At 71.0% G+C, this 25,763-nt stretch carries 21 protein-coding genes; 8 read left to right on the top strand and 13 right to left on the bottom strand.

Going from position 1 to position 25,763, the window contains the following annotated elements; translation table 11 throughout:
- Positions 1 to 2: 2 nt before the first annotated feature.
- Genes zwf through pgl form a run of 3 tightly spaced genes read left to right on the top strand, consistent with a single transcriptional unit; the run spans position 3 to position 3,453 of the window.
- Positions 3 to 1,526 carry a glucose-6-phosphate dehydrogenase gene (gene zwf / locus ACFYRX_RS35430; RefSeq protein WP_389108982.1) on the top strand — a complete coding sequence of 508 codons (1,524 nt, stop codon included), beginning with the start codon at positions 3 to 5 and terminating at the stop codon, positions 1,524 to 1,526.
- On the top strand, positions 1,523 to 2,674 hold the full coding sequence (gene opcA / locus ACFYRX_RS35425) for a glucose-6-phosphate dehydrogenase assembly protein OpcA (RefSeq protein ID WP_389108979.1): 1,152 nt from the start codon (positions 1,523 to 1,525) through the stop codon (positions 2,672 to 2,674). The genes zwf and opcA overlap by 4 nt, the downstream gene beginning before the upstream one ends.
- Positions 2,671 to 3,453: a 6-phosphogluconolactonase gene (pgl, locus tag ACFYRX_RS35420; protein WP_389108976.1), complete on the top strand. Its 783-nt coding sequence runs from the start codon at positions 2,671 to 2,673 to the stop codon at positions 3,451 to 3,453. The genes opcA and pgl overlap by 4 nt, the downstream gene beginning before the upstream one ends.
- A gap of 181 nt (positions 3,454 to 3,634) precedes the next feature.
- Here pgl and ACFYRX_RS35415 read toward each other — a convergent pair whose 3' ends face one another.
- The 11 genes from ACFYRX_RS35415 to ACFYRX_RS35365 all read right to left on the bottom strand — a co-directional run bounded on the left by ACFYRX_RS35415 (position 3,635) and on the right by ACFYRX_RS35365 (position 16,730).
- Positions 3,635 to 3,970: an RNA polymerase-binding protein RbpA gene (locus tag ACFYRX_RS35415; protein ID WP_082412914.1), complete on the bottom strand. Its 336-nt coding sequence runs from the start codon at positions 3,968 to 3,970 to the stop codon at positions 3,635 to 3,637.
- Between the two features lie 215 nt (positions 3,971 to 4,185).
- Entirely contained in the window at positions 4,186 to 4,416 is a 231-nt protein-coding gene (gene secG, locus ACFYRX_RS35410) for a preprotein translocase subunit SecG (RefSeq protein ID WP_389108972.1), read from the bottom strand.
- Positions 4,417 to 4,519: 103 nt separating this feature from the next.
- Positions 4,520 to 5,296 (bottom strand): triose-phosphate isomerase, encoded by a 777-nt coding sequence (gene tpiA / locus ACFYRX_RS35405; RefSeq protein WP_389108969.1) that lies wholly within the window; start codon positions 5,294 to 5,296, stop codon positions 4,520 to 4,522.
- Between the two features lie 6 nt (positions 5,297 to 5,302).
- A complete protein-coding gene (locus ACFYRX_RS35400; RefSeq protein WP_389108966.1) occupies positions 5,303 to 6,514 on the bottom strand; it encodes a phosphoglycerate kinase in 1,212 nt (403 codons plus the stop codon).
- Positions 6,515 to 6,645: 131 nt separating this feature from the next.
- Positions 6,646 to 7,656, bottom strand: a complete 1,011-nt coding sequence (gap, locus tag ACFYRX_RS35395) for a type I glyceraldehyde-3-phosphate dehydrogenase (protein ID WP_389108963.1) — start codon at positions 7,654 to 7,656, stop codon at positions 6,646 to 6,648.
- 214 nt (positions 7,657 to 7,870) lie between these two features.
- On the bottom strand, positions 7,871 to 10,822 hold the full coding sequence (locus tag ACFYRX_RS35390; RefSeq protein WP_389108961.1) for a M14 family zinc carboxypeptidase: 2,952 nt from the start codon (positions 10,820 to 10,822) through the stop codon (positions 7,871 to 7,873).
- A gap of 146 nt (positions 10,823 to 10,968) precedes the next feature.
- Positions 10,969 to 11,958: a DNA-binding protein WhiA gene (gene whiA / locus ACFYRX_RS35385; protein WP_389108959.1), complete on the bottom strand. Its 990-nt coding sequence runs from the start codon at positions 11,956 to 11,958 to the stop codon at positions 10,969 to 10,971.
- Positions 11,949 to 13,016 (bottom strand): uridine diphosphate-N-acetylglucosamine-binding protein YvcK, encoded by a 1,068-nt coding sequence (yvcK, locus tag ACFYRX_RS35380; RefSeq protein WP_389108956.1) that lies wholly within the window; start codon positions 13,014 to 13,016, stop codon positions 11,949 to 11,951. Before yvcK ends, whiA begins: the two co-directional genes overlap by 10 nt.
- Complete coding sequence (gene rapZ / locus ACFYRX_RS35375) at positions 13,013 to 13,972, bottom strand: RNase adapter RapZ (protein ID WP_389108953.1); 960 nt, start codon at positions 13,970 to 13,972, stop codon at positions 13,013 to 13,015. Before rapZ ends, yvcK begins: the two co-directional genes overlap by 4 nt.
- A complete protein-coding gene (gene uvrC, locus ACFYRX_RS35370; protein ID WP_389108950.1) occupies positions 13,969 to 16,002 on the bottom strand; it encodes an excinuclease ABC subunit UvrC in 2,034 nt (677 codons plus the stop codon). The genes rapZ and uvrC overlap by 4 nt, the downstream gene beginning before the upstream one ends.
- 53 nt (positions 16,003 to 16,055) lie before the next feature.
- Complete coding sequence (locus tag ACFYRX_RS35365; RefSeq protein WP_389108948.1) at positions 16,056 to 16,730, bottom strand: response regulator; 675 nt, start codon at positions 16,728 to 16,730, stop codon at positions 16,056 to 16,058.
- A gap of 245 nt (positions 16,731 to 16,975) precedes the next feature.
- Here ACFYRX_RS35365 and ACFYRX_RS35360 point away from each other — a divergent pair, with 245 nt between their 5' ends.
- The gene (locus tag ACFYRX_RS35360) at positions 16,976 to 17,200 is read left to right on the top strand and encodes a hypothetical protein (protein ID WP_389108945.1); all 225 of its coding nucleotides are present in this window, start codon (positions 16,976 to 16,978) and stop codon (positions 17,198 to 17,200) included.
- A gap of 108 nt (positions 17,201 to 17,308) precedes the next feature.
- On the opposite strand, the gene ACFYRX_RS35355 is transcribed toward ACFYRX_RS35360, so the two are convergent.
- Positions 17,309 to 20,053: a PAS domain S-box protein gene (locus tag ACFYRX_RS35355; protein ID WP_389108942.1), complete on the bottom strand. Its 2,745-nt coding sequence runs from the start codon at positions 20,051 to 20,053 to the stop codon at positions 17,309 to 17,311.
- Between the two features lie 251 nt (positions 20,054 to 20,304).
- Positions 20,305 to 21,693, bottom strand: a complete 1,389-nt coding sequence (locus tag ACFYRX_RS35350) for an ABC transporter substrate-binding protein (protein WP_389108940.1) — start codon at positions 21,691 to 21,693, stop codon at positions 20,305 to 20,307.
- 207 nt (positions 21,694 to 21,900) lie between these two features.
- Between ACFYRX_RS35350 and ACFYRX_RS35345 the strand changes: the two genes are divergently transcribed.
- From ACFYRX_RS35345 to ACFYRX_RS35330, 4 genes are all read left to right on the top strand, one after another.
- Positions 21,901 to 22,275 (top strand): response regulator, encoded by a 375-nt coding sequence (locus ACFYRX_RS35345; protein ID WP_389108937.1) that lies wholly within the window; start codon positions 21,901 to 21,903, stop codon positions 22,273 to 22,275.
- Positions 22,276 to 22,567: 292 nt separating this feature from the next.
- Positions 22,568 to 23,500, top strand: coding sequence for a hypothetical protein (locus ACFYRX_RS35340; RefSeq protein WP_389108934.1), 933 nt, complete (start codon positions 22,568 to 22,570; stop codon positions 23,498 to 23,500).
- 112 nt (positions 23,501 to 23,612) lie between these two features.
- On the top strand, positions 23,613 to 24,707 hold the full coding sequence (locus ACFYRX_RS35335; protein ID WP_389108932.1) for a LacI family DNA-binding transcriptional regulator: 1,095 nt from the start codon (positions 23,613 to 23,615) through the stop codon (positions 24,705 to 24,707).
- The gene (locus ACFYRX_RS35330; RefSeq protein WP_389108929.1) at positions 24,704 to 25,615 is read left to right on the top strand and encodes a carbohydrate kinase; all 912 of its coding nucleotides are present in this window, start codon (positions 24,704 to 24,706) and stop codon (positions 25,613 to 25,615) included. Before ACFYRX_RS35335 ends, ACFYRX_RS35330 begins: the two co-directional genes overlap by 4 nt.
- Positions 25,616 to 25,763 lie beyond the last annotated feature (148 nt).

Genomic DNA, 25,763 nt, shown 5'->3' with positions numbered 1-25,763 from the left:
TCTTGTCGAGCAGCAACCCGCTGCGTGACCCCGCCGACCGACGGCTCCCGCGTATCGCGGGGCCGTCGGGCCTGGTCATCTTCGGCGTCACGGGCGATTTGTCACGAAAGAAGCTCATGCCCGCCGTGTACGACCTCGCGAACCGGGGTCTGCTGCCGCCGGGCTTCTCGCTGGTCGGCTTCGCGCGGCGCGAATGGCAGAACGAGGACTTCGCACAGGAGGTCCACGACGCCGTCAAGGAGCACGCCCGTACGCCGTTCCGCGAGGAGGTCTGGCAGCAGCTCATCCAGGGGATGCGCTTCGTCCAGGGCACCTTCGACGACGACGACGCGTTCGAGCGGCTGCGCGCCACCATCGAGGAGCTGGACAAGGCACAGGGCACGGGCGGCAACTTCGCCTTCTACCTGTCCGTGCCTCCGGGCGCCTTCCCGGTGGTCATCCAGCAGCTGAAGAAGCACGGTCTCGCCGACCAGTCGAGCGGCTCCTGGCGCCGCGCGGTCATCGAGAAGCCCTTCGGCCACGACCTGAAGTCGGCCGAGGAGCTCAACGCGACCGTCGAGGACGTCTTCGCCCCGGACCAGGTCTTCCGCATCGACCACTACCTGGGCAAGGAGACCGTCCAGAACATCCTGGCGCTGCGCTTCGCCAACACGATGTTCGAGCCGATCTGGAACCGGTCCTTCGTGGACCACGTCCAGATCACGATGGCCGAGGACATCGGCATCGGCGGCCGGGCCGGCTACTACGACGGCATCGGCGCCGCCCGTGACGTCATCCAGAACCACCTGCTCCAGCTGATGGCCCTGACCGCCATGGAGGAGCCGGCGTCCTTCGACGCGGACGCGCTGGCCGCCGAGAAGACCAAGGTGCTCGGCGCGGTGAAGCTGCCGAAGGACCTGGGCCGCGACACCGTGCGCGGACAGTACGCGGAGGGCTGGCAGGGCGGCGAGAAGGCGGTCGGCTACCTCCAGGAGGAGGGCATCGACCCCCAGTCGAAGACCGACACCTACGCGGCCATCAAGGTGGAGATCGACAACCGGCGCTGGGCGGGTGTGCCGTTCTACCTGCGCACCGGCAAGCGCCTGGGCCGCCGGGTCACCGAGATCGCGGTGGTCTTCCAGCGGGCCCCGCACTCCCCCTTCGACACGACGGCCACCGAGGAGCTCGGCTCCAACGCGATCGTCATCCGCGTCCAGCCCGACGAGGGCGTCACCGTCCGCTTCGGCTCCAAGGTGCCGGGCACCTCGATGGAGATCCGGGACGTGTCCATGGACTTCGCCTACGGCGAGTCGTTCACGGAGTCCTCCCCCGAGGCCTATGAGCGCCTCATCCTCGACGTCCTGCTCGGCGACTCGAACCTCTTCCCGCGCACGGAGGAGGTCGAGCTGTCCTGGAAGATCCTCGACCCGATCGAGGAGTACTGGGACCGGCACGGCAAGCCCGCCCAGTACCTCTCCGGCACCTGGGGCCCGGTCGAGGCGGACGAAATGCTCGCGCGAGAGGGACGGAGCTGGCGCCGGCCATGAAGACAGACCTCACGGACACCACCGCCAGCAAGATCAACAAGGCGTTGGTGAAGGCCCGCCGGGCCATCGGCACACCGGCCGTCGGCATGGTGCTCACGCTGGTCATCGTGACCGACGAGGAGAACGCTTACGACGCCCTGAAGGCCGCGAACGACGCGTCCCGCGAGCACCCCTCGCGCACGCTCGTGGTCATCAAGCGGGTGTCAAGGAGTTCCCGCGACCGCACCCAGTCCCGCCTCGACGCCGAGGTACGGGTGGGCGCGGACGCGGGCACCGGCGAGACGGTGGTGCTACGGCTGTACGGCGACGTCGTCGACCACGCCCAGTCGGTCGTCCTTCCGCTGCTGCTGCCGGACGCCCCGGTCGTCGTCTGGTGGCCGGTGGACGCGCCGCTGGACCCGGCCGGCGACCCGCTCGGCGCGCTCGCCCAGCGCCGGGTCACCGACACGTACGCCTCCGAACAGCCGGTGAGCGAGCTGACGGCGCGCGCCGACACCTACACCCCGGGCGACACCGACCTCTCCTGGACCCGCATCACGCCGTGGCGCTCGATGCTGGCCGCCGCGCTCGACCAGGTCACCTGCGAGGTGGCGGCCGTCGAGGTCGAGGGCGAGGAGTTCAACCCGAGCTGCGAGCTGCTGGCGATGTGGCTGGCGGACCGGCTGGACGTGCCGGTGAAACGGTCGCTGTCGAGCGGTCCGGGCCTCACGGCCGTACGGCTGCACACGGACAGCGGTCCGATCGTCCTGGACCGCGCGGACGGCTCGCTCGCCACGCTCTCCATCCAGGGGCAGCCCGACCGTGCGGTGGCGCTGAAGCGCCGGGACACGGCCGAGCTGATCGCGGAGGAGCTGCGCAGGCTGGACCCGGACGACACATACGCGTCGGCACTGCGGTTCGGGGTGGAGAAGCTGAACACGTCGGCGCCCTTTCCGGAACCGGCTGCCAAAGGAGAACCCGGCGTCGGCGCCGGAGAATCCGTCTCCGGAGATGCCGTCTCCGCAGAGCGGGCCACAGCCGGAGCCTCCGCGGAAGTCGCCGTCAAAGCCCCTGTCGAAGGCCCTGCGAAAGCTGCCGGGAAGGAAGGGCCGGTGGCGCCACCGCTGAAGCCGGTCCCCTCCGGGCTGTCCGGGAAGGCGGGGAAGTGAGCACCCCGCAGCTGGTCGTGCACCACGACAAGGAACTGATGGCCCAGGCCACCGCGGCCCGTCTGATCACGAAGATCGTGGACGCGCAGGCCTCCCGGGGCTCGGCGTCGGTGGTCCTCACCGGCGGCCGTAACGGCAACGGCCTGCTGGCCGCCCTGGCCGCGGCACCCGCCCGGGACGCCGTCGACTGGAGCCGCCTGGACCTGTGGTGGGGCGACGAGCGCTTCCTGCCCGAGGGCGACCCGGAACGCAATGTCACGCAGGCCCGCGAGGCCCTGCTGGACGCCGTACCGCTGGACCCGAAGCGCGTGCACGCCATGCCCGCGTCGGACGGTCCCCACGGCGACGACGCCGAGGCCGCGGCCGCCGCCTACGCCGAGGAACTGGCCCGCGCGGCCGGTCCCGAGAACCATGGCTCGGTCCCGACCTTCGACGTGCTGATGCTGGGCGTCGGCCCGGACACGCACGTCGCGTCCCTGTTCCCGGAACTCCCGGCGGTACGGGAGACCGAGCGCACGGTCGTCGGGGTGCACGGCGCCCCGAAGCCGCCGCCGACCCGGGTCACCCTCACGCTGCCCGCCATCCGCGCGGCCCGCGAGGTCTGGCTCCTGGCGGCCGGCGAGGACAAGGCACGGGCCGCGGCGATCGCGCTGTCCGGCGCGGGTGAGATCCAGGCCCCGGCGGCCGGAGCCCGTGGCCGGGCCCGCACCCTGTGGCTGCTGGACTCGGCGGCGGCCTCCCAGCTGCCGAGGTCGCTGTATCCGCCGGCTTCCCTGTAACACCCGCCTTCAAGAAGGCAGTCGACGCCGGGCCCCGCTCAAGGGCCCGGCGTCGATGTTGTTTGCGGCAAAGCCCCCGCCGCTGCATGGCGCGCACCCGCCCGCGGCCTCGACCGACAGGTCGGCAGCCGTGAAACGGCTCCGGCCAGTCACCTCTCGGTGCCCGGCCGGTTCTCGACTTCTAGATCTCGCCCCGCAGTTTGGCGAGCGCCTCGGCGAGGATCGCCTCGCCGTCCGCGTCGCTGCGCCGCTCCCGTACGTACGCGAGGTGCGTCTTGTACGGCTCGGTGCGCGGCGGGGCCGGTGGGTTGTCCCGGTCCTGTCCGGCGGGAAAGCCGCACCGCGGGCAGTCCCAGGTTTCGGGCACCTGCGCGTCGCTGGCGAAGCTGGGTACCGTTTCGTGCCCGTTGGAGCACCAGAAGGAGATGCGCAGACGCGGGGCGGACTCGCCCCGCTCGGCCTCGCCCATCGGCCCCGCCCCGACCCGGCTACCACGGATCGCGTTGCCACTTGCCACGGTCGTAACTCCCTGCGTGATGGTGCCGCGAAGCGAGTCGGCGTTTTCGCTTCGTTGCGAGCGCCTCAGTCTACGTAAGGCCCAACGCGCGTCCAGTGGTTGGAGTTACAGCCCCCACACCTAGACGCAAGCCCCATGATAGGCCGCGCTCAGCTGCGCGTACCGAACATGGGGCCTTACGTGCGGAATGTACGTGCTGTGTGTGGCGTGGCCGCTCAGTTGTTCGTCTTCATGAGGAGAGCGAGCACGATGATGCACACGAACCACAGCAGACCGACCACGATGGTGATCCGGTCGAGGTTGCGCTCGGCGACGGAGGAGCCGCCGACGGAGGACTGCATGCCGCCGCCGAACATGTCGGAGAGGCCGCCGCCCTTGCCCTTGTGCATCAGCACCAGCAGCATCATCAGCCCGCTGAAGACGATCAGGGCGATCGAGAACCCCATAACCACGGCTGGACCAACTCTCTCGGATTCGGATGAACGACGGGGGCACGGCCTTCAGGGCCATGCCCCCGCAAGGGTACGACGTATTACCGCCGGGGCCTACTCACTGATCCCGGAAGCGCACGATCTTGACGAACTCTTCGGCGTCCAGCGAGGCACCGCCGACGAGGGCGCCGTCGATGTCGGCCTTGGACATGATCTCGGCGACGTTGCCGGCCTTGACGGAGCCGCCGTACTGGATGCGGACCTGGTCGGCCAGTTCCTGGGTGTACAGCTCGGCGAGCTTGCCCCGGATCGCGGCGCAGACCTCCTGGGCGTCGTCCGCGCCGCAGACCTTGCCGGTGCCGATGGCCCACACGGGCTCGTAGGCGATCACGACGGACTCGGCCTGCTCGGCCGGGAGGTCCTTGAGGCCGCCCTCGACCTGGGCGAGGGTGTGGGAGACGTGGTTGCCCGCCTCGCGGACGTCCAGCTCCTCGCCGACACACAGGATCGGGGTGAGGCCGTGCTTGTAGGCGGCCTTCACCTTGGCGTTGACGATCTCGTCGGTCTCCGCGTGGTACTGGCGGCGCTCGGAGTGGCCGACCGCCACGTACGTGCACTTCAGCTTGGCCAGCATCGAGCCGGAGATCTCGCCGGTGTAGGCGCCCGAGTCCTGGGCCGAGATGTCCTGGGCGCCGTACTTGATCCTGAGCTTGTCGCCGTCGACCAGGGTCTGCACGGAGCGCAGGTCGGTGAAAGGCGGCAGGACGGCGACCTCGACGGCCTCGTAGTCCTTGTCCGCGAGGGCGAAGGCGAGCTTCTGGACGTGTGCGATGGCCTCGAGGTGGTTGAGGTTCATCTTCCAGTTACCCGCCATGATCGGCGTGCGAGTGGTCATGCGGGGTCAGTCCTCCAGTGCGGCGAGGCCGGGGAGCGTCTTGCCCTCGAGGTATTCGAGGGAGGCGCCGCCGCCGGTCGAGATGTGGCCGAACGCGTTCTCGTCGAAGCCCAGGATGCGGACGGCCGCGGCGGAGTCGCCACCGCCGACGACCGTGAAGGCCGGGGAGTCGAGGAGTGCCTGGGCGACCGCCTTGGTGCCCTCGGCGAAGTCGGGGTGCTCGAAGACGCCCATCGGGCCGTTCCAGAAGACGGTGGCGGCGTCGGTGATCTTCGAGGCGTAGAGCTTGCCGGACGCCGGGCCGATGTCCAGGCCCAGCTGGTCGGCCGGGATCGCGTCCGCGGCGACGGTGGTGGCGCCGCCGGGGGCCTTGGTCTTCAGGTCCGGGAACCCGGGGGCGACCACGGCGTCGACCGGCAGCACCAGCTCGACGCCGGTCTTCTCGGCGCGCTCGATGTACTCCAGGACCGCCGGGATCTGGTCCTCCTGCAGGAGGGACTTGCCGACCTCGTACCCCTTGGCCTTGAGGAAGGTGTACGCCATGCCGCCGCCGATGAGGATGCGGTCGGCCTTGCCGAGCAGTTCGTCGATGACGGCGAGCTTGTCGGAGACCTTGGCGCCGCCGAGCGCGACCACGTACGGGCGCTGGACGTCGTCCGTGAGCTTCTTCAGGACGCCGACCTCGGTGGCGATGAGGTAACCGGCGTAGTGCGGCAGCTTGCCCGGCAGGTCGAAGACCGAGGCGTGCTTGCGGTGCACCGCGCCGAAGCCGTCGCCGACGTAGACGTCGGCGAGCGCGGCGAGCCGGTCCGCGAAGGCGCTGCGCTCGGCGTCGTCCTTGGAGGTCTCGCCGGCGTTGAAGCGGAGGTTCTCGACGACCGCGACCTGGCCGTCGGCGAGGCCCGCGACCGTGGCGGTGGCCGACTCGCCGACCGTGTCGGTCGCGAACGCCACGGAGGCGTCCAGGAGTTCACCGAGGCGGGCGGCGGCCGGGGCGAGCGAGAAGGCCGGGTCCGGGGCGCCCTTGGGGCGGCCCAGGTGGGAGGCGACGACCACGCGGGCGCCCGCCTCGGCGAGCGCCTTGACGGTGGGCAGGACGGCGCGGATACGGCCGTCGTCGGTGATCGTGGTGCCGTCGAGCGGCACGTTGAGGTCGGCGCGGACGAAGACCCGCTTGCCTGCGACGCCTTCGGCGAGAAGTTCGTCGATCGTCTTCATTGAGAGGGCTCCCGAATGACTGGTGGTGCTCGTGATCGTAAGAGGGCCGGTCCGTACGCGAGTCAGGGCCCGGACGGCGCGTCCCTGCGCCGCCCGAGCCCTGCTCTCACATCAAGTGCCTGCTCTGTTGATCAGAGCTGGTTGCCGACGAAGACCGTGAGGTCGACGAGGCGGTTGGAGTAGCCCCACTCGTTGTCGTACCAGCCGAGGATCTTCACCGTGTTGCCCTCCTGGACCATGGTCAGGGAGGAGTCGAAGGTGCAGGAGGCCGGGTCGCTGACGATGTCCGAGGAGACGATCTCGTCCTCGGTGTAGGCCAGGTAGCCCGCGAGGTCGCCGTCCTCGGAGGCCTTCTTGAACGCGGCGTTGACCTCGTCCTTGGTGACCTCGCGCTGCAGCGTCACGACCAGGTCGGTGGCCGAGCCGGTCGGGACCGGGACGCGCATCGCGATGCCGTCCAGCTTGCCCTTGAGCTGCGGGAGGACCAGGGCGGTGGCCTTGGCGGCACCGGTCGTGGTCGGGATGATGTTCTCGGCGGCGGCGCGGGCGCGGCGCAGGTCCGAGTGCGGGAAGTCCAGGATCCGCTGGTCGTTCGTGTACGCGTGGACCGTCGTCATCAGGCCCTTGACGATGCCGAAGTTCTCGTCGAGAACCTTCGCCATCGGCGCCACACAGTTCGTGGTGCAGGAGGCGTTGGAGATGACGTGGTGGTTGGCCGCGTCGTACTTGTCCTGGTTGACGCCCATCACGATGGTGATGTCCTCATCCTTGGCCGGAGCCGAGATGAGGACCTTCTTGGCGCCGCCGGCGATGTGCTTCGCGGCGTCGGCCTTCTTCGTGAAGATGCCGGTCGACTCGATGACGATGTCGACGCCGAGCTCACCCCACGGGATGTCGGCGGGGTTGCGCTCGGACAGCACCTTGATGGTGTGACCGTCGACGGTGATCGTGTCGGCGGTGTGCGACACCTCCGCCTTCAGGCGGCCCAGGATGGTGTCGTACTTGAGCAGGTGAGCGGTGGTCGCGGTGTCACCCAGGTCGTTGACAGCCACGATCTCGATGTCAGCACCCTGCTCCAGCAGCGCGCGGAAGTAGTTACGACCGATGCGGCCAAAGCCGTTGATGCCTACGCGGATCGTCACGAAACCGATCTCCTCGTTGGTACGCCGGGTTCGAGTCCGGCGAGCTGTATGGGATGTCCCCGACCACCCCCGACCCTACCTCCCTGAGGCAGGCGGGGTGACATCGAGATGCCCCATACACGGCAGGGCGGTCCGTACCCGTCAGTAGGGGTACGGACCGCCCCGGACCGAAAGCTCCGGTCACCCGGAACCACCGCGTCGGGTCACCTCCGGTTCACCCGTCGATGGCCGCGAGCGCCTTGCCGAGCAGGGCCGTGCGGTCGGCCGCCGCGGCGACGTGCTCCAGGCCGAAGCCCAGCAGCACGGTGTCGTCCGTGGTGACCGCGCCGTACGTCTTGAACAGTTCTCCGGCGCGCCCCCAGTCCTTCACCACCGCGGGGCTGCCCGCGGGCGGCCCGGGCACGCTCCACGCGCCGAGCGAGCTCTCGAAGCCCTCGGTCTCGACGGCCTGGCCACCGATGACGACGGAGGTGTTGTCGAGCAGGACGCCGCGACCGCCGGAGCCGGGGTCGGTGATGTAGCTGAAGGACACCTCGACCTTTTTGCCGGCGTACGCGGACAGGTCGAAGGAGACCTCCTGCCAGCCCGCCGACGCCCCGGTGAGGCTGTTCCACTGGCCGCTGGTGCCGGAGGCCGTGCAGCCGTCGGCGCCCTGCGTCAGATACCGCTTGAGCGCGGGGTGGGCCGCGATGAAGAACCCGGCCTCGCACTCGGCGGGCACGGCACTGGTGGTGGCGCCGCCCTTCTCCGGGAGCGTGGTCCAGTCCTCGGCCCCGGCGGTGTGCGCCTCCAGGACGGCGTGGTCGTAGCCCTCCTCGGTGTCCCACAGCATCCGGGTGCGCAGGGTGGGCGCCTGTGCCGCGGTCACCGCCGTGAGGTCGACGGTGCGGGTGAGACGGTTCCAGGCGTAGTCGCTGTGCGTGACCGCCGCCATGGAGGAACCCTCGTACGGCCCGTACGGGTTGGGCGTGCCGGGATAGCTGCCCGCTCCCGCGCTCGCGAACTGCGGGTAGGTCGCCACGGGCAGGTTGTCCGAGGTGACGCTGAAGGATCCGGCCGCGTCCAGCGGGTTGCCGGGGGCGGCGCCGAGGGCTCCGGAGGCCCCGGCGAGCTTGCCGGTGCCCTGGAAGGCGGTGGCGCCCGGCAGGGTCGTACGGGTATAGGCGCCCAGGTAGTACTGGCTGAAGTCGTTGGACAGGGTGCCGCCGCCCAGGTCGACGTTGCCGCCGGCCCGCTCGCCCGCCTCGACCAGCTTGCCGCCCTCGTTGAGGTAGGCGCGCAGCTGGAGCTGGGTGGCGTTGCCCGGGACGGTGGCGCCCGTGTAGTGCACGACCGACCTGAAGTGGTCCAGCACGCCGAGCGCGTCGGGCGCGCCCTGTGCGGCGACGTTCCAGACGATCGCCTTGCGGCCGTTCGCCTTCAGCGCGTCGACGTAGCCTTGCGCCTGTGTGGCGGTCGGGCCCTCTTCGGCGACCACGAGGACGTCCGCGCGCGGGCGTTCGGCGACCGTGTAGGTGAAGTGCGCGCTGGAGGTGGGCTTTTTGCTCTTCGTGTCGCCGGTGAACCAGACCTCGACCTTGTCGCCCGGATCGGCGTCGGCGACCTTGGCGCGGTACTCGTCGAAGTAGAGGTTGTCCTCACCGCCGTAGGTCTCGCCGCCCTTCCACGCCCTGAGCGCCGTGTGCTGTGTACGGCCGCCGTTGACGCGGTACCTGAGTTCCTTGTCGCGCACGGCCTTGCGTACGACGACGGCGACCTCCTGGTCGGCGCCGCGCGCGTAGGACGTGGTGAACGGCTTGGGGGTGAAGTCGGCGGTCTTCAGGCCGAGGGAGGACTTCGGCTGGTCGGGCCGGGCGGCGGACTCGGCGACGGAGAGCGCGAAGGGGATGTTCTTCTCGAACTCCTGCTGGATCAGCTTCTCGTCGTCCGGGAAGTTGAAGACCGACTGGCAGTCGGCGGCGTTCCACTGGTCGCCGGGGTCGAGGTTCGAGGCGGTCTGGCAGGTCGACATCTCGGGGGTGAACATCGCCAGGCCGTTGACGTTCGACGCGTGGCCGTCCGCCTCGCCGTTGGTGGTGTACAGCTCGGAGGAGACCTGCGGACGGTAGCCGGGGATCGCCGAGTTGTCCGGGGTGCCGGCGAGCGCCTTGTACATGACGTCGTCGGGGGTGTCGGTGGCCACCTGCCAGCCGACGCCGTAGAGGAGGAGCTCGGCGGCGGAGTGGTAGTTGATGCCGTACGTGAAGCCGATCCGCTTCTCGAAGGCGTCCAGCGCCTTGGTCTCGGGCTCGGAACCCGGGCTCGCGCCGCGGTAGGTCTCGCTGGTGGGGTTGGGGGACGAACCCTCGTTGTCGTAGCCCCACTTGTAGGAGAAGTTGCGGTTGAGGTCGACGCCGTCGCCGACGGCGATGGTGCCGTCGCCGTTGTTGTCGTGCAGGTTCTTGCGCCACAGGCGGTTGTCGGTGCTCTGGAAGGTGTAGTCGTAGCCGTCAGGGTTGGCCGACAGGACGAACCACAGCTCGGTGGAGTCGACGATCTTCTTGACGCGCTGGTCGCTCTTGTAGCTGTCGACGTAGTGGTGGAGCAGCCGGCGGGTCATCTCCGGCGTGATCCACTCACGCGCGTGCTGGTTGGACATGTACAGGACGGCGGGTTTGGCTCCGTCCTTGGACTTCTTCGCGTTCTTGGTCAGTTTGAGCGCGAGGATGTCCTTGCCGTTCACGGTCTTGCCGATGGAGACGACCTTGGCGAGGCCGGGGTTGGCCCGGGCGGTGGCGAGGATCTCCTCCTGGAGCCCGCCGCTGCCGCTGTACGGCCGGAACACGCCCTCGGCGGCCTTGTCCACGCGGGCCTCCGCCTTGGCGGTCAGCGTGTGCTCGGTGAGCTCGACGCCCTGCCCTTCGAGCTTCTGGGCCTCCCGGTCGGTGAGGTAGACCTCGACGGTCGCGGTGCCCTTCGCGGGCACCTGCTCGCTCAGTTCGTGGCCGTCCTGCCCGGCCGCCAGCAGCAGGGGTACCTGCCCGCTGGTGACCTCGGCACGGAAGACCTTGACTTCGTTCGGATCAGGAGAACCTGCGCCCTGCGCGGCATGGGCGACGGGCGCGAGGCCCGCGCCGCCGAGCAGGAGTGCGCCAACAGCGAGGATCGGTCTCGCTCTTCGTCTCATGAGCCCCCCTTGCGGTGGTCCGCCACAGCAGCGAACAGATGCCAGGCTCATGACAGTTCATGATCGAGTCAAGGGGGCCTCATGGATACGCAAACGCCGGTGCCGACGCCCCAAGTGGGAGTCGGCACCGGCGTGGTGACCGCTGGTCAGCCGACCAGGTTGTCGGCCATCTCCTCGGTGATGCTGGATTCCGTGCCCGGGATGCCGATGTCGGAGGCACGCTTGTCGGCCATCGCCAGCAGCCGCCGGATACGGCCGGCCACGGCGTCCTTGGTCAGCGGCGGGTCGGCGAGCGCGCCCAACTCCTCAAGGGAGGCCTGCTTGTGCTCGATGCGCAGCCGCCCGGCGGCGGCGAGGTGCTCGGGCACGTCGTCGGCGAGGATCTCCAGGGCGCGCTGGACCCGGGCTCCGGCAGCGACGGCCGCGCGCGCGGAGCGGCGCAGGTTGGCGTCGTCGAAGTTGGCGAGACGGTTCGCCGTCGCGCGCACCTCGCGGCGCATCCGGCGCTCCTCCCAGGCGAGCACCGACTCGTGGGCGCCGAGCCGGGTGAGCAGGGCGCCGATCGCGTCGCCGTCCCGGACCACGACCCGGTCGACCCCGCGGACCTCGCGGGCCTTGGCGGCGATCGAAAGCCGGCGGGCGGCGCCGACCAGGGCGAGCGCCGCCTCCGGACCCGGGCAGGTCACCTCCAGGGAGGAGGAGCGGCCGGGCTCGGTGAGCGAGCCGTGCGCCAGGAAGGCGCCGCGCCAGGCGGCCTCGGCGTCACAGGTGGCACCGGAGACGACCTGCGGGGGCAGACCCCGGATCGGGCGGCCGCGGCCGTCGACCAGGCCGGTCTGGCGGGCCAGCTGGTCACCGCCGGCGACCACCCGGACGACGTAACGCGAGCCGCGGCGCAGTCCGCCCGGCGCCATCACGATCAGTTCGGAACTGTGGCCGAAGATCTCCAGGATGTCCCGCTTGAGCCGCCGGGCGGCCATCGCGGTGTCCAGCTCCGCCTCGATCACAATGCGCCCGCTCACCAGGTGAAGGCCGCCGGCGAACCGCAGAACAGCGGAGACCTCCGCCTTTCTGCAGCAGGTACGGGTGACGGGGAGCCGGGAGATCTCGTCCTTCACCGCTGCCGTCATCGCCATGGGCCGATCCTTCCATGCATCCGAAAAATACGGTCGTACGCGGCGGCCAACAGCTCCGGGTCATGCCTCGGGGTCCCGTCGGGCCGGGCCACCGGCGCCAGCTCGACCGCGGCGCCGAACCGCTTGGCGGCATCGGTGAGGGAATCGCGGTCGGGCACGGCGGCCTGGTCGGCCAGCACCACGTCCAGGGCGAGTTTAGGGGCGTGTCGTCCCAAAACCTCCAAATGACGCTGCGGGGAGAAGCCATCGGTTTCTCCCGGCTGCGGAGCGAGGTTCAGGGAGAGCACCCGGCGCGCCTTCGTCTGGGTGAGCGCGTCCAGGAGTTCCGGCACCAGCAGGTGCGGGATGACCGAGGAGAACCACGAGCCGGGACCGAGGACCACCCAGTCCGCGTCCCGCACGGCCTCCACCGCCTCGGGAACCGCCGGCGGGTCGTGCGGCACGACGTGCACGGACTGCACCTCGCCCGGGGTCAGGGCCACGGTCGCCTGCCCCCGTACGGTGTCCACGTCCTCGGGCCGCTCCGGGTCGTGCCCCTTGACCAGGGCCTGGAGCTCCAGGGGTACGGCGGACATGGGCAGCACGCGCCCGTGCGCGCCCAGCAGCCTGCCGACCAGGTCGAGGGCCTGGACGTGGTCTCCGAGCTGCTCCCACAGGGCGACGATCAACAGGTTGCCGACCGCGTGTTCGTGCAGGTCGCCCTTGGACTGGAAGCGGTGCTGGATGACCCGGGCCCAGGTCTGGCCCCAGTCGTCGTCCCCGCACAGAGCGGCCAGCGCCTTGCGCAGGTCGCCGGGCGGCAGCACGCCCAGCTCGTCACGGAGCCGGCCACTGGAGCCGCCGTCGTCGGCCACGGTGACGACTGCGGTCAGGTCACCGGTGATCCGGCGCAGGGCGGCGAGCGAGGCGGACAGACCCATGCCGCCGCCGAGCGCGACCACCTTGGGCTGGGCACCGCGACGGCGCGGTTTGGCACCGCGGGCCTCGACGGGACGGCTCACGCGGCCCTCGGGCACCGCCCGGCGCAGCCTGCTCAGCCGGGAAGAACGTCCTGTCATTCCCGTCCCATGTCCCGGTGTACGACCACCGTCTCCACACCCTCGGCCGCGAGGCGCGCGGCGAGCTTCTCCGACGTGGCCACCGAGCGGTGCTTGCCGCCGGTGCAGCCGATCGCGATGGTCACATAGCGCTTGCCCTCGCGGCGGTAGCCGGCCGCGACGAGCCGCAGCAGCTCGGAGTACTGGTCGAGGAACTCCTTGGCACCGGGCTGGTTGAAGATGTACGCCGCCACCTCCTCGTTGAGGCCGGTGAAGGGGCGCAGCTCCGGGACCCAGTGCGGGTTGGGCAGGAACCGCATGTCCGCGACCAGGTCGGCGTCGACCGGGAGGCCGTACTTGAAGCCGAAGGACATGACGGTGGCCCTGAGCTCGGGCTCCTCCTCGCCGGCGAACTGGGCGTCCATCTTGGCGCGCAGTTCGTGGACGTTGAGGCTGGAGGTGTCGATGACCAGGTCGGCGTCGCCGCGCAGCTCGCGCAGCAGTTCGCGCTCGGCGTCGATGCCGTCGACGATGCGCCCGTCGCCCTGGAGGGGGTGCGGGCGGCGCACGGACTCGAAGCGGCGCACCAGGGCGTCGTCGGAGGACTCCAGGAAGACGATCCGCCGGGTGACGTGCTTGGCCGCCAGGTCGGCGAGGGAGTCACGGAGGTTGTCGAAGAAGCGCCGGCCGCGGACGTCGACGACCACCGCGATCCGGGCGACGTTGCCCTGGGAGCGGGCACCGAGCTCCACCATGGTGGGGATCAGCGCGGGCGGGAGGTTGTCGACGACGAACCAGCCGAGGTCCTCCAGACACTTGGCGGCGGTCGAGCGGCCGGCGCCGGACATCCCGGAGATGATCACCAGCTCGGGGATGGCGGCCTCCGGGACTCCGGCCGTGTCGTGGGGCGCGCCCGTGCTCACCTGTGCGTCGTCTCCGCTCTGGTCCTGTTGTTCTTCGTGCTCGTTCACATTCATGTCTCCTGCCCCCGTCGTTCGTCCGGGGCACCCGCCGTCACGGGCTCCCCACCGGAACCCGTGGTGCCGGGTTCCTCCTCATCCATGATCTCTCCAGTCGCCGTGTTCACGGCGGGCGCGGCCGGGGCCGCCTGGGCGAGGGCCACGGCGATCGTCTCGGCCGTCTTGCGGCCTATACCGGGGACCTCGCAGATCTGGTCGATGGTGGCGGATCGTAGTTTCTTCAGGGACCCGAAATGTTTCAGCAGGGCCTGCTTTCGCGTGTCCCCGAGGCCGGGCACGTCGTCGAGGGGGCTCGACCGGAAGCGCTGGGCGCGCTTGGTGCGCTGGTAGGTGATCGCGAAGCGGTGGGCCTCGTCGCGGACCCGCTGCAGAAGGTACAGGCCTTCGCTGGTGCGGGGGAGCACGACCGGGTCGTCGTCGTCCGGGAGCCAGACCTCCTCCAGGCGCTTGGCGAGGCCGCAGACGGCGATGTCGTCGATACCGAGCTCGTCCAGGGCCCGCTTGGCGGCGGCGACCTGGGGCTGTCCGCCGTCGACGACGACGAGCTGGGGCGGGTAGGCGAACTTCTTGGGGCGGCCGTCCTCCTCGGTGAAGGTGTCCTCGCCGTCGGTCCACTCCCCCGTCTTCTCCTTCTCGGCGAGATAGCGCCGGAAGCGGCGGGAGATCACCTCGTGCATGGACCGAACGTCGTCCTGCCCCGCGAATCCTTTGATCTGGAAGCGCCGGTACTCGCTCTTGCGCTGCAGGCCGTCCTCGAAGACGACCATGGAGGCGACCACGTCGTCGCCCTGGAGGTGGGAGATGTCGTAGCACTCGATCCTGAGCGGGGCGCTGTCCAGGTCGAGGGCCTCGGCGATCTCCTCCAGGGCACGCGAGCGCGTGGTCAGGTCGGAGGCGCGCTTGGTCTTGTGGAGGGCGAGTGTCTGGAGGGCGTTGCGCTGCACGGTCTCCATGAGGGCCTTCTTGTCGCCGCGCTGCGGGATGCGCAGCGAGACGCCCGACCCGCGCCGCTCCGTCAGCCACTCCTGGACCGGCTCCACCGGGTCGGGCAGGGCCGGGACGAGCACCTCCTTGGGGACCGAGTCGCCCTTCTCCTCGCCGTAGAGCTGCTGGAGGGCGTGCTCGACGAGGGCGCCGGTGGTGATCTCCTCGACCTTGTCGGTGACCCAGCCGCGCTGGCCGCGGACGCGTCCGCCGCGGACGTGGAAGATCTGGACGGCGGCCTCCAGCTCGTCCTCGGCGACCGCGATCAGGTCGGCGTCGGTCGCGTCGGCGAGCACGACCGCGCTCTTCTCCATGGCCTTCTTCAGGGCCCCGATGTCGTCCCGCAGACGGGCCGCCCGCTCGTACTCCATGTCCTCGGCCGCGTCCGCCATCTGCTTCTCGAGGCGGCGGATGTAGGTGCCGGTGCGGCCGGCCATGAAGTCGCAGAACTCCTCGGCCAGATCCCGGTGTTCGTCTGCCGAGACGCGGTCGACGCAGGGCGCCGAGCACTTGCCGATGTAGCCGAGGAGGCAGGGGCGGCCGGTGCGGGTGGCGTTCTTGAAGACGCCGGCGGAGCAGGTGCGGACGGGGAAGACGCGCAGCAGGAGGTCGACGGTGTCGCGGATCGCCCACGCGTGGCCGTACGGTCCGAAGTACCTGACGCCCTTGCGTTTGTGGCCGCGCATCACCTGCACGCGCGGGAAGTCCTCGTTCATCGTCACGGCGAGGTACGGGTAGCTCTTGTCGTCGCGGTACTTGACGTTGAACCGGGGGTCGTACTCCTTGATCCAGGAGTACTCCAGCTGGAGGGCCTCGACCTCCGTGGACACCACCGTCCACTCCACGGACGCGGCCGTGGTCACCATCGTGCGGGTGCGGGGGTGCAGGCCCGCCAGGTCCTGGAAGTAGTTCGCCAGGCGCTGGCGGAGGCTTTTCGCCTTTCCGACGTAGATCACCCGGCGGTGCTCGTCGCGGAACCTGTACACCCCGGGAGAGTCCGGGATCTCCCCTGGTTTGGGGCGGTAGCTGGAGGGGTCGGCCATGTCTCACACCCTACTGGCGAGGGCTGACACTCCGACGAGCCTGTGGACAACGGCTAGCGGGACTCCAGGAACGTCAGCACGGCCAGGACACGGCGGTGGTCGTCGGTGTCCTCCGTGAAACCGAGTTTGCCCAGAATGCTGCGGACGTGCTTCTCGACGGTGCCCTCGGTGACCCACAGGCGGCGGCCGATGCCCGCGTTGGAGCGGCCCTCCGCCATCAGGGCCAGGACCTCGCGCTCCCTGGCGCTGAGATGCGCGAGGGGGTCGTCGCGGCGCTGCGCGGAGAACAGTTCCTGCACCAGGGACGGGTCGACGACCGAGCCGCCCCGGCGGATGCGCTCCAGGGCTTCGAAGAACTCGTCGACGACCGTGACCCGGCTCTTGAGGAGGTAGCCGACCTTGCGTCCGCTCGCCAGCAGTTCCAGGGCGTCCTCGACCTCGACGAACGCCGACAGGACCAGGATGCCGGTGGCGGGGTGGCGTTCGCGGATCGCGCGGGCCGCCTTGAGGCCCTCGGTCGAGTGGTCCGGGGGCATCCTGATGTCGACGATCGCCAGTTCGGGGCGTTCCTCGTCGACCAGTTCCAGGAGCCGGGCCGCGTCGCCGGCCTGACCCGCGACCTGGTACCCGAGGCGCTCGCACAGGCTGGCCAGGCCCTCCCTGAGCAGGATGTCGTCGTCGGCGAGGACGACCCGTCCCCGTGCCGGCCGTTGCGATACGTCGTCCATGACCCCGGCCCCCTGCCCGGCCTCCGCGGTGCGTCGTCCCGGGCCGGCGCTGTCCCGGCCCGGCCCGCTGCCTGCGCCCCAACAGCCTGCCCCACCCATGGGGTTACGGCTAGCCGGAAGCGGAATTGGCGGCTTGCCGTGACGACACGCGGACGTGTCCGGGCGATTCTCGAACCAGTGCAGTTGCAGTCCGACCGGCCGTCCCGGGCGAGGGACGCGGGTCGCACGGCCGAAGGGTGCTGGAGATGCGGCGGACACGGATCGAGAAGCAGCGGCGACCGGCCCGTGCCCGCCGGCACCCGGACGAGGCGTACGGCGTGATCGACGACCTGGATCCCAGGGATCCCGACATCGTGCGCGCCAAGCGTCTGCTGACCGCACGGAACGGCGGAACCCACCGCCTCCAGAACCTGTCGTCACCTTCGCGCCGCCCGCCCGGAGGCGGGCGGGAACGCGACGACAGGCCATAGAGCCGGACGGATGCCTCTCCGTCCGACAGGACCGCCCGCGGCGTGCACGACGTCACCGAGTTCAGGCTCCCCCACTTGGACGGACTCCCCGGTGTGCGCCTCGGGCGGTCACAAGTCCGGCGAGGGCCCGCCCAAGGGCAGCCGCACGTCCAGGGTCGTGCCCTCGCCGGGCGGGCCGGCGACGGCCAGTTTGCCGCCGATCGCCTCGACCCGGTCGGTGAGCCCGATGAGACCGGAGCCGCGACCCGGGTCGGCGCCGCCGACGCCGTCGTCGCGGATGGTCAGCTCCAGGAACCCGTTCCGGGTCTGCGCCGCCACTTCCACCACACGCGCGTGCGCGTGCTTCGCCGCGTTGGTCAGGCACTCGGAAACCACGTAGTAGGCGGCCACCTCCAGCGGCTCCGGCAGCCGGGCCGCGGGGAGCCTCAGGTCGAGCTCCACGGGGACGGCGGAGCGGCGGGCCAGGGAACGCAGTGCGGGGCCCAGGCCGCCCTTGGACAGGATGGCCGGGTGGATGCCCCGGGCCACCTGGAGCAGGTCCTGGAAGGCCTCGTCGAGGCCCTTGCCGACGTGCGCCAGCTGCTCGGCGAGTTCCGCGGACGGGTCGGTCACCAGGGTCTCGGCGAGCCGCAGCTCCAGCTGGCAGGCGACGAGCCGTTGCTGGACCCCGTCGTGCAGATCGCGCTCGATGCGCCGCCTGGAGGCGTCCGCAGCGGCCACCACACGCGCGCGTGAGGCGGTCAGCTGGTCGCGGCTGTCGGCGTTGGCGATGGCGGTGGCGACGAGTTCGGTGAAGTCGGCCAGCCGCGACTCGGTGCCGGCGGGCAGCGGGTCCAGCCGGGAGGCCGCGAGGACGAAGCCCCACAGCCGGTCGTCGACGACGATGGGAGCGCCCACGGCGTGGCCGACATGGGCGGCCCGCCGGGTCCGGGTGACCTCGTCGACCGCCTCCCGCCCCGCCTTTCGGCGCTCCTCGCGCGTGGCCTCTTCGACTGCCTCCGGGAGGCCGAGCACGGTGCCGAGGACGGTCTGGCTGCCGTCGGGTTCCTGCCGCAGCACGGCCGCGGTGGTGTCCAGCAGGTCCCCCACCTCCTCTGCCACCCTCGCGAACACCTCTGCGGGCGGGGCACCGTGGGCCACCAGGGTGGCGACCCGGCGCAGGGCGGCCTGCTCCCGCGCGGTGCGGCGGCTCTCGGTGACATCGCGGGCGGTGGCATAGACGAGGCCTTCCTCCGGGACCGGCCGGGCGCTCCACTGGAGCCAGCGCTCGGTGCCGTCCGCGCGCAGGTAGCGGTTCTCGAACTCGGCCACCTCGACTCCGTCCGCGAGCCGCGCGAGGGCCTCACGGGTGGTGTTCCGGTCCTCCTCGTGCACGAACTCGATGAACGGTGTCGTCAGGATCGTCGCGCGCGAGTGACCCAGGAGGCGTTCGAAGGCCGGGTTGACCCGCTTGAAGTAGCCGTCGACCCCGCTGATGCAGAGCAGGTCCAGGGAGAGGTTGAAGATGCTCGCCAGTTCCTGTTCGGCCTTCTCGCGCCGCCCGTGCGCCGCCGCGAAGGACGCCATGGTGGCGTTCATGCCGCCGAGCAGCTGACTCCAGGTGCCCTCGAAGGAGGCCTCGTCGGCGCGGTGTTCGAGGCGGTTGTGGTCGATCGCCGTGTTCATGGCGCGGATCTCGGCGGCCAGCCGCTCGGTGGTCACCCGCAGCTCGCGGAAGGTGTCGGCGACCTCGCCCAGTTCGTCACGGCCCGCGTAACGGATGTCGTACGAGAGATCGCCGTACGACAGTGCCCGGGCGCCCGCGGAGACCTGGTCCAGGGGCCGGGTGATCGACCGGCTGAGCGCGAGGGCGAGGAAGGTGACGAGGGCGAGCACGGTCAGGGAGAGGGTGAGGTCGCGCACCACCCGGGTCTCCGCGCTGCGGCGGTCGTGGCCGGCGGTGGTGTCGAGTTCGCCCGCGGCCCGGTCCTGGATGCCGCGCAGGGCGTCGACGCGGGCGCCGGAGTCGGCGAGCCAGCGCTCGTACGAGGGCCAGGAGGCGTTCTCCGGGCGGGCGGTGGCGAGCAGGTCGCGGACCCTGCGGACGGCCCGGCCGGGGTCCTGGAACTGGATGACGTAGAGCCGGGTGCGCAGTTCGGCCGAGGTGTTCTCCCGGAAGGCGTCGAGCTGGGCCGTCTCCAGGGCGGGCCAGCGTCCGGCGCCGGTGGGCCGGCCGGTGGGCCCGGCGAGCAGGGCGGCCACCTCCGCCTGTTCCCGTTCGGCGGCCTCGATGGCCCGGAGCAGCGCGATGTGGGCGTCGGCCGCGCGGCCCGACGCCCGGGTGGGGCGGCCGGACTCGAGCGCGGCGACGTCGTGGAGCAGGGTGCCCTCGACGTTGCCGTACTGCTCGGCGATGTCCGGGGCGGTGAGCGAGCCGGTGGCCGTCTGGACGCGCAGGGAGTGCAGTTGACGGCCGAGGGCGTCGAGGTCGCCGGCCACGTCGGATCCGGACCACGAGGCGGTGTGGGCCGCCGCCCGCTCCAGGACCCGGCCGGTGGTGCGCTCGGCTTCGGCCCGCTCCGCCAGGGTGCCCGGGCCGGGGCGCAGCCGGGCCTCGACTGCGACGAGCCGTTCGCGCGCGACGGCGGCGGTGACCCCGGTCGTCGCGAACGACACCTCGGCCCCGGTGTGGAAGTCGCGCAGGGCCCGCGCCTCCCGCCACTGGGCCACGGAACTGAACGCGGTGAAGACCAGCAGCCCGGTCACCGGCAGCAGGACCAGCAGCATCAGTTTGCGGCCCACGCGCAGCCGGGCGAGGAGCGGGACGCGCTGCGGGGCCCGGGGGTTTCTTCGTCTGAGCGGTGAGCGGCGCATGACAGGGCCTCAGACGGCGTCTCTTCCGGGTGTCGTGCCGTGGGTTTCCGTCATGCGAAACACCTCTTCCTGGACGGCGCCGCGCGCACTCACGCGTCGTCGGCGTACCGCCTGTCGGCGTCGAACGGGCCGGCGTGGCCGGGCTTCCGCGACCTCTCCAGCATGCTCGTGAACTCCACTGCCGTCCACGTGTTCCGAGAGCCGGTCCATGTACGGAAAGGACCGGCCACGCGACGTCGGAAGGCAGCGGCTCATGATCCGCCCTTCGGATAACCGTCATGAGCGGCAAGGTCCTTGTCGATGGCCTCGACCGCTTCGTCCAGTGTCGGCTTCACCGGTGCCCTGTCGATCATGATCTTCGGGAAGGCCCGGGAGAACGCCTCGGTGATCGCCGGATAGGCGGGTGTCCGCGGCCTCGGCCGGGCCACTCCGTCCGTCAACTGCTCGATGAACAGGCGCTCGGCACCGCCTTCGGCATACTCCGGTGAGAGCTTCACCGCGCTGTCCGTGGCCGGGATCGCGCCGTTGGCCTCGGTCATCCGGTGGATCTGGTCCGGCTTCAGCAGATAGGCGAGGAAACGCCATACGGCGTCGCCGTCGGCCCCGCCCGAGGGCACGCCCCACTGCCAGGAGCCCATCCCGGTCACGGTGCCCGCACCGAAGTCGGGCAGCGGCACGATCGCCACGTCGCCGGGGAAGCGCCTGGTGTAGTCCGGGTACCTCCAGTGGCCGGTCCAGGAGATGATGCTGAGCCCCTGCTCGAACGCCTGGTCGGTCCTGCCGGGCTCGACGAGTCCCTCCTCGACCCAGTTCTGCAGGGTGGTGAGCGCCCTGACCGACTCGGGTCCGTTGAGGAAACCGTCGGCGGTCCGGAACGTCCTGGGGTCGATGAGCTCCCCGCCCGCCGACCACACCGCCGGTGCGAAGCCGTAGGTGTTCCACTCCTCGCCGGGTTTCGCGTGGACGAGGCCCAGATCGAGCGGGTACCGGTATCCCGCCCCGCGCAGCATGCGCAGGACGGCCGTGAACTCGTCGGCGGTCCAGGCGTCCGCGGGACCCTCGGGAATGCGGATGCCGGCCTGCCGCAGCGCCGACGGCCGCACGTAGAGCCCGAGCCCCGAGTCGAAGGTGCCGATGCCGAACAACCGCCCTGCGTAGGTGCCCTGCTGACGGATCGACGGCAGCAGATCCTCCCGGAGCCCGTCGGACAGGCAGGAGTCGATCGGCTTGATCCTGCCGGACCAGGCGTAGCTGTAGAGCCGGGGCCCGTCGAAGTCGAGCAGGTCCGGCAGATCGCCGCTGGCCGCGGCGGAGAGCACGAGTTCGTTGTACGACCGCTGCTCGGGAAGGGTGACGACCTCGACCCGTACCTGCCGCTGTGCCCTGTTGAAGTCCTGGACCTGGCGGCGCAGGGTGGCGGACTCGGCGCTCGGCCCGGCGTGGAACCACACTGTGACCTGCGCGGTGCCGTCGATCCTGCCGTCGCAGGTGGTGTCCGTACGCGCCCGCTCGCCGTTGCCCCCGTCGCCTCCGGCACCGCACGCGGCGAGCAGCAGCGCGGCCGCCACCAGCACCGAGACCAGGGCGCGACGCCCTCGGCGCCCTGCGACGTCTTCGACTTCCTCGAGCGGCGCCGTCATCGCACACCCCCACTCGACCGGCCTTCCGCGGCCTCCTCAGGGCAGCCCACATGCTACCGCCCGTCACCTTCCGCTGCGCTGGGTGAGCGGGAACTGGCTTGTTCGGCAAAGGACTTGAGCACATTCCAGGTGCCGGGAAGCAATCCGGCCCCACTCTTTCCGGGTAGCCGGAAAGCGCGATCATCCAACGGTTGGGACCCTGTCCGCATGTCCATGCGCTGTCTTCTCGTCGATGACAGCATCCGGTTCCTGGAGGCCGCGCGAAGCCTGCTGGAACGCGACGGGATACCGGTCGTCGGCGTCGCACTGTCCGGTACGGAGGCTCTGGTACGGGCCGCGGAGCTGACCCCGGACGTCGTCCTGGTCGATCTCGATCTCAACGGCGAGAGCGGTCTCGACGTGGCGGTGGAGCTGGCCCGCAGTGTCTCCGCGGTCGTCATCCTGATCTCCACGCACATGCTGGAGGACTTCGAGGAGCTGATCGCGGGCAGTCCGGCGCGCGGCTTCCTGCCCAAGTCGGCGCTGTCGGCGCGGGCGATCCGGGAGCTGCTGGGCAACGACGGCGAGACCACACCCACCTGAGCGCGCGGGCCGCGGGACGCGGTCCTCGGTCCGACGGGGAATGTCCCACCGACAGGCCGTGAACGTGCCGTCGTCGGGTCGTCAACAGGCCCGCGGACCGCCCCTTCGTGCACCGCTGTTCGGCGACAAGTGTTGTCGGGACTTGGTCAACACGCTTCAATGCGGGGGAACTCGGGGCCGGGAACGACGGCGTACGGATGTGAAGCCTCCTCCGGTACGGCTGCGGACGGCCCCGACGCACCCTCACGAACGGCCTGACCAGCCGCCCGGACCTGCACAGAAAGGCCCCTGCATGCCGCACGCCACACAGCACGCGGAACTGGACACGGCCCTGCGAGGCGGCCCCTTCCATGTCGCGCTGCGTGCCGCGATCGCCGCCCGGGGGCTGCCGCTGCAGCGTGTCCAGCACCATCTGTCGCGGTACGGGGTCAAGGTCGGTGTCACCAGCCTGAGTTACTGGCAGCAGGGTGCCCGACGCCCGCAGCGCCCCGAGTCGCTGCGGGCCGTACGGGCGCTGGAGGAGATCCTTCAGCTGCCGGAGGAGTCACTGATCCGGCTGCTCGCCGAACACGAGGACCGGTCGGCGGGCGAGCGGCCCGCAGCCCGTTCCTACCGCTCCCTCCTCGCGGCCTCGGACGTCCTCGCACAGTTGCTGGACGAGCTGGACTCGCCCCTCGACGGCGGGCTGCACACCCTCGGGCACCACGAGCGGATAGACATCGGGGCGCGTCGCGAGCTGGGCAGCCGCGAGTCGCACCACATCGTGCGCGCCCACCGGGAGGGCGTGGACCGCTTCATGGCCGTCCACCACGGCGACCCGGGGTGCGTGCCGGAGCTCATGACCGTGCACGCCCTGGAGAACTGCCGTACGGGGCGCGTCCGTTCGCACCACGACACCGGAGTCCTGGTGGCCGAGCTGCTCCTCGACGCGCGGCTGCGGGCGGGGGACACCTTCCTCTTCCGGTACCGCATCGAGGACGGCACGGCGGGTGCGTCCCGCGAATACGTCCGCGGCTTCGGCGTGCCGGGCGGTCAGTACGCGCTCCAGGTCCGTTTCGACGCGAACGCCCTGCCCCTGCGCTGCCACCGCTTCGCCCAGCACTCCCCCGCGGCACCCCGCAGCGGCCGCCAGGAGCTCTCCCTCACCGGCCACCACCACTCGGTCCACCTCGTCGAGCCGCGGGTGCGGTCGGGGATCGTGGGGATCGGATGGGACTGGGAGTGAGCGCTGTGACGTCGGGTCGGTGACTGGACGTAAACGCTTGCGCAAGCGTTTACGTGTGCACTCCGATGGGATACCTTCCGGCCGTGGGCCGCCGTTCCGGAAGGGGGAATCGATGCCGACCATGGCCGACGTGGCACGCAGCGCGGGAGTGTCCGTGGCGACCGTCTCGCACGTCCTCAACGACACCCGGCCGGTCCTGCCGCACACCCGCCAGGCCGTGCTGGACGCCGTCGAAGAGCTCGGCTACACCCCCAACACCCTCGCCCGCTCCCTGGTGACCTCCCGCACCCGCTCCATCGGGCTCGCGGTGTCGGCGATCAGCAATCCGTACTTCACGGAGATCCTCCAGGGCGTCGAGGCGAGCGCCCTGGAACACGGCTACAGCCTGCTCATCGCCGATCCGCACGACGACCCCGAGCACGAGCGCAAGGTCGTCCAACTGCTGCACGAGCGGCGCGTGGACGGCATGATCGTCGCGCCCTCGGTGGACCCGCGCGAACTCGTCGCCTACCTCGGGCGCCACGAGGTCCCCACCGTGTTCCTCGACCGGCTGGTCGACGCCCCCGGGGACGGCCCGCAACGCTTCGACCAGGTCTGCGCCGAGAACACCGAACCGACGGCCCGGCTGGTCACCCATCTCGCCGGACTCGGCCACCGGCGCATCGCCCTGGTGGCCGGCCTGCCGGGGCTCAGCACCACCGCCGAGCGGATCGCCGGATACCGGCAGGGCCTCACGGCCGCCCGCCTCCCCTACGACGATCACCTCGTCGTCCACGGCGACTCCGAGTCGGCCGGAGCCGAACGGGCCACGGCCGCCCTGCTCGCCCTGGCCGCACCGCCCACCGCCCTCGTCACCGCCAACAACACGATGACCATCGGCACCCTGCGTGCCCTGCGCGAACGCGGCCTCTGCGTACCGGACGACCTCGCCCTGTGCTGCTTCGACGACTTCGCCTGGGCCGATCTGTTCTCGCCCCGGCTCACCGCGATCGCCCAGCCCAGCAGGGAGATCGGCGCCCAGGCGGTCCGGGTGCTCCTGGACCGCCTCGCCGCACCGGACCGGCCCGCCCGGACCGTGCGTCTCGCCTGCACCTTCGTCCACCGCACGTCGTGCGGCTGCACCGACTCCGGGGAGCGGCCCGCGCGCTCCGGGCCGGCCCCGGAACACCCGACTCCCTCGCAGTTCACGAAAGGAACCGTCTCGTGATCGTCGTCGCCGGTGAGGCCCTGATCGATCTGGTACCGCAGGACAGGGGCGCCCTCGCCGGTCTCAAGCCCGCGCTCGGCGGTGGCCCGTACAACACCGCTGTGGCCCTCGGCCGCCTCGGCTCCCCCACGGCCTTCTGCTCCCGGATCTCGCTCGACGCCTTCGGCGACGCCCTGGTTCAGGGGCTGCGGGAGGCCAAGGTGGACGTGTCCACCGTGCAGCGGGGCGCGGAACCCACCACGCTCGCCGTCGCCACGATCGACGCCGGCGGCTCGGCCGCCTACTCCTTCTACGTCGACGGCACCGCCGACCGCCTGTTCGAGGCGCCCGCCGAACTCCCCGCCGGTACACGCGCGATGTCCTTCGGCACTTGCTCGCTCGTCCTGGAACCGGGGGCGAGCGCGTACGAGGAGTTGCTGCGGACCGCTGCCGCGCAGGGTGTGTTCACCGCGCTCGACCCGAACATCCGGGCCGGGCTGATCCCCGACGCGGACGCCTACCGGGCCCGGTTCAGGAGCTGGCTGCCCTCGGTGTCCCTGCTCAAGCTCTCCGAGGAGGACGCACTGTGGCTGGGCGGTACCCCGCGCGAGTGGCTGGCCGCGGGGCCCTCGGCCGTCGTGATCACCCACGGCGGTGACGGACTGACCGTGTTCACCCGGGACGGGGCGGCCCTTCCGGTGCCGGGCGAGAAGGTCGACGTCGTGGACACCATCGGCGCCGGCGACACGGTGAACGCGGCGCTGCTGCACGGCCTCGCCACCCTGGACGCACTGTCCCCTGCGGCGCTCGCCGGGCTGGGCGTCGACGACTGGACCCGGCTGCTGCGATTCGCGGCGCGCGCGGCGGCGGTCACCTGCTCACGGGCGGGGGCGGAACCGCCGTACGCGTCCGAAGTCGGCGCTCTCTGAGGACGCCGTCCGGCCGTGGTAGTCACGGTCGCCGCAGGTGGAACGGGCGGGGGGCCCCCGGGGGGTGCCCCCGGGGCCCCCCCCCGGGGGGGGGGGGGGGGGGGGGGGGGCGGGGAAGGCGGGGGGGGGCCGGGCGGGGTTGTTGGGG

Origin of the sequence: Streptomyces sp. NPDC005374 (assembly GCF_042872225.1) — a bacterium.
Lineage (GTDB): Bacteria > Actinomycetota > Actinomycetes > Streptomycetales > Streptomycetaceae > Streptomyces.
This window is presented reverse-complemented; position numbering and strand designations above follow the sequence as displayed.

Coding starts and splice junctions, on each gene's coding strand:
- ACFYRX_RS35355 (WP_389108942.1), bottom strand. CDS start 20,053: ATGCGCCGCTCACCGCTCAGACGAAGAAACCCCCGGGCCCCGCAGCGC.
- ACFYRX_RS35360 (WP_389108945.1), top strand. CDS start 16,976: ATGCGGCGGACACGGATCGAGAAGCAGCGGCGACCGGCCCGTGCCCGC.
- yvcK (WP_389108956.1), bottom strand. CDS start 13,016: ATGACAGGACGTTCTTCCCGGCTGAGCAGGCTGCGCCGGGCGGTGCCC.
- ACFYRX_RS35400 (WP_389108966.1), bottom strand. CDS start 6,514: ATGAAGACGATCGACGAACTTCTCGCCGAAGGCGTCGCAGGCAAGCGG.
- ACFYRX_RS35350 (WP_389108940.1), bottom strand. CDS start 21,693: ATGACGGCGCCGCTCGAGGAAGTCGAAGACGTCGCAGGGCGCCGAGGG.
- secG (WP_389108972.1), bottom strand. CDS start 4,416: ATGGGGTTCTCGATCGCCCTGATCGTCTTCAGCGGGCTGATGATGCTG.
- ACFYRX_RS35390 (WP_389108961.1), bottom strand. CDS start 10,822: ATGAGACGAAGAGCGAGACCGATCCTCGCTGTTGGCGCACTCCTGCTC.
- whiA (WP_389108959.1), bottom strand. CDS start 11,958: ATGGCGATGACGGCAGCGGTGAAGGACGAGATCTCCCGGCTCCCCGTC.
- ACFYRX_RS35365 (WP_389108948.1), bottom strand. CDS start 16,730: ATGGACGACGTATCGCAACGGCCGGCACGGGGACGGGTCGTCCTCGCC.
- opcA (WP_389108979.1), top strand. CDS start 1,523: ATGAAGACAGACCTCACGGACACCACCGCCAGCAAGATCAACAAGGCG.
- uvrC (WP_389108950.1), bottom strand. CDS start 16,002: ATGGCCGACCCCTCCAGCTACCGCCCCAAACCAGGGGAGATCCCGGAC.
- rapZ (WP_389108953.1), bottom strand. CDS start 13,972: ATGAATGTGAACGAGCACGAAGAACAACAGGACCAGAGCGGAGACGAC.
- ACFYRX_RS35345 (WP_389108937.1), top strand. CDS start 21,901: ATGTCCATGCGCTGTCTTCTCGTCGATGACAGCATCCGGTTCCTGGAG.
- tpiA (WP_389108969.1), bottom strand. CDS start 5,296: ATGACCACTCGCACGCCGATCATGGCGGGTAACTGGAAGATGAACCTC.
- ACFYRX_RS35335 (WP_389108932.1), top strand. CDS start 23,613: ATGCCGACCATGGCCGACGTGGCACGCAGCGCGGGAGTGTCCGTGGCG.
- ACFYRX_RS35340 (WP_389108934.1), top strand. CDS start 22,568: ATGCCGCACGCCACACAGCACGCGGAACTGGACACGGCCCTGCGAGGC.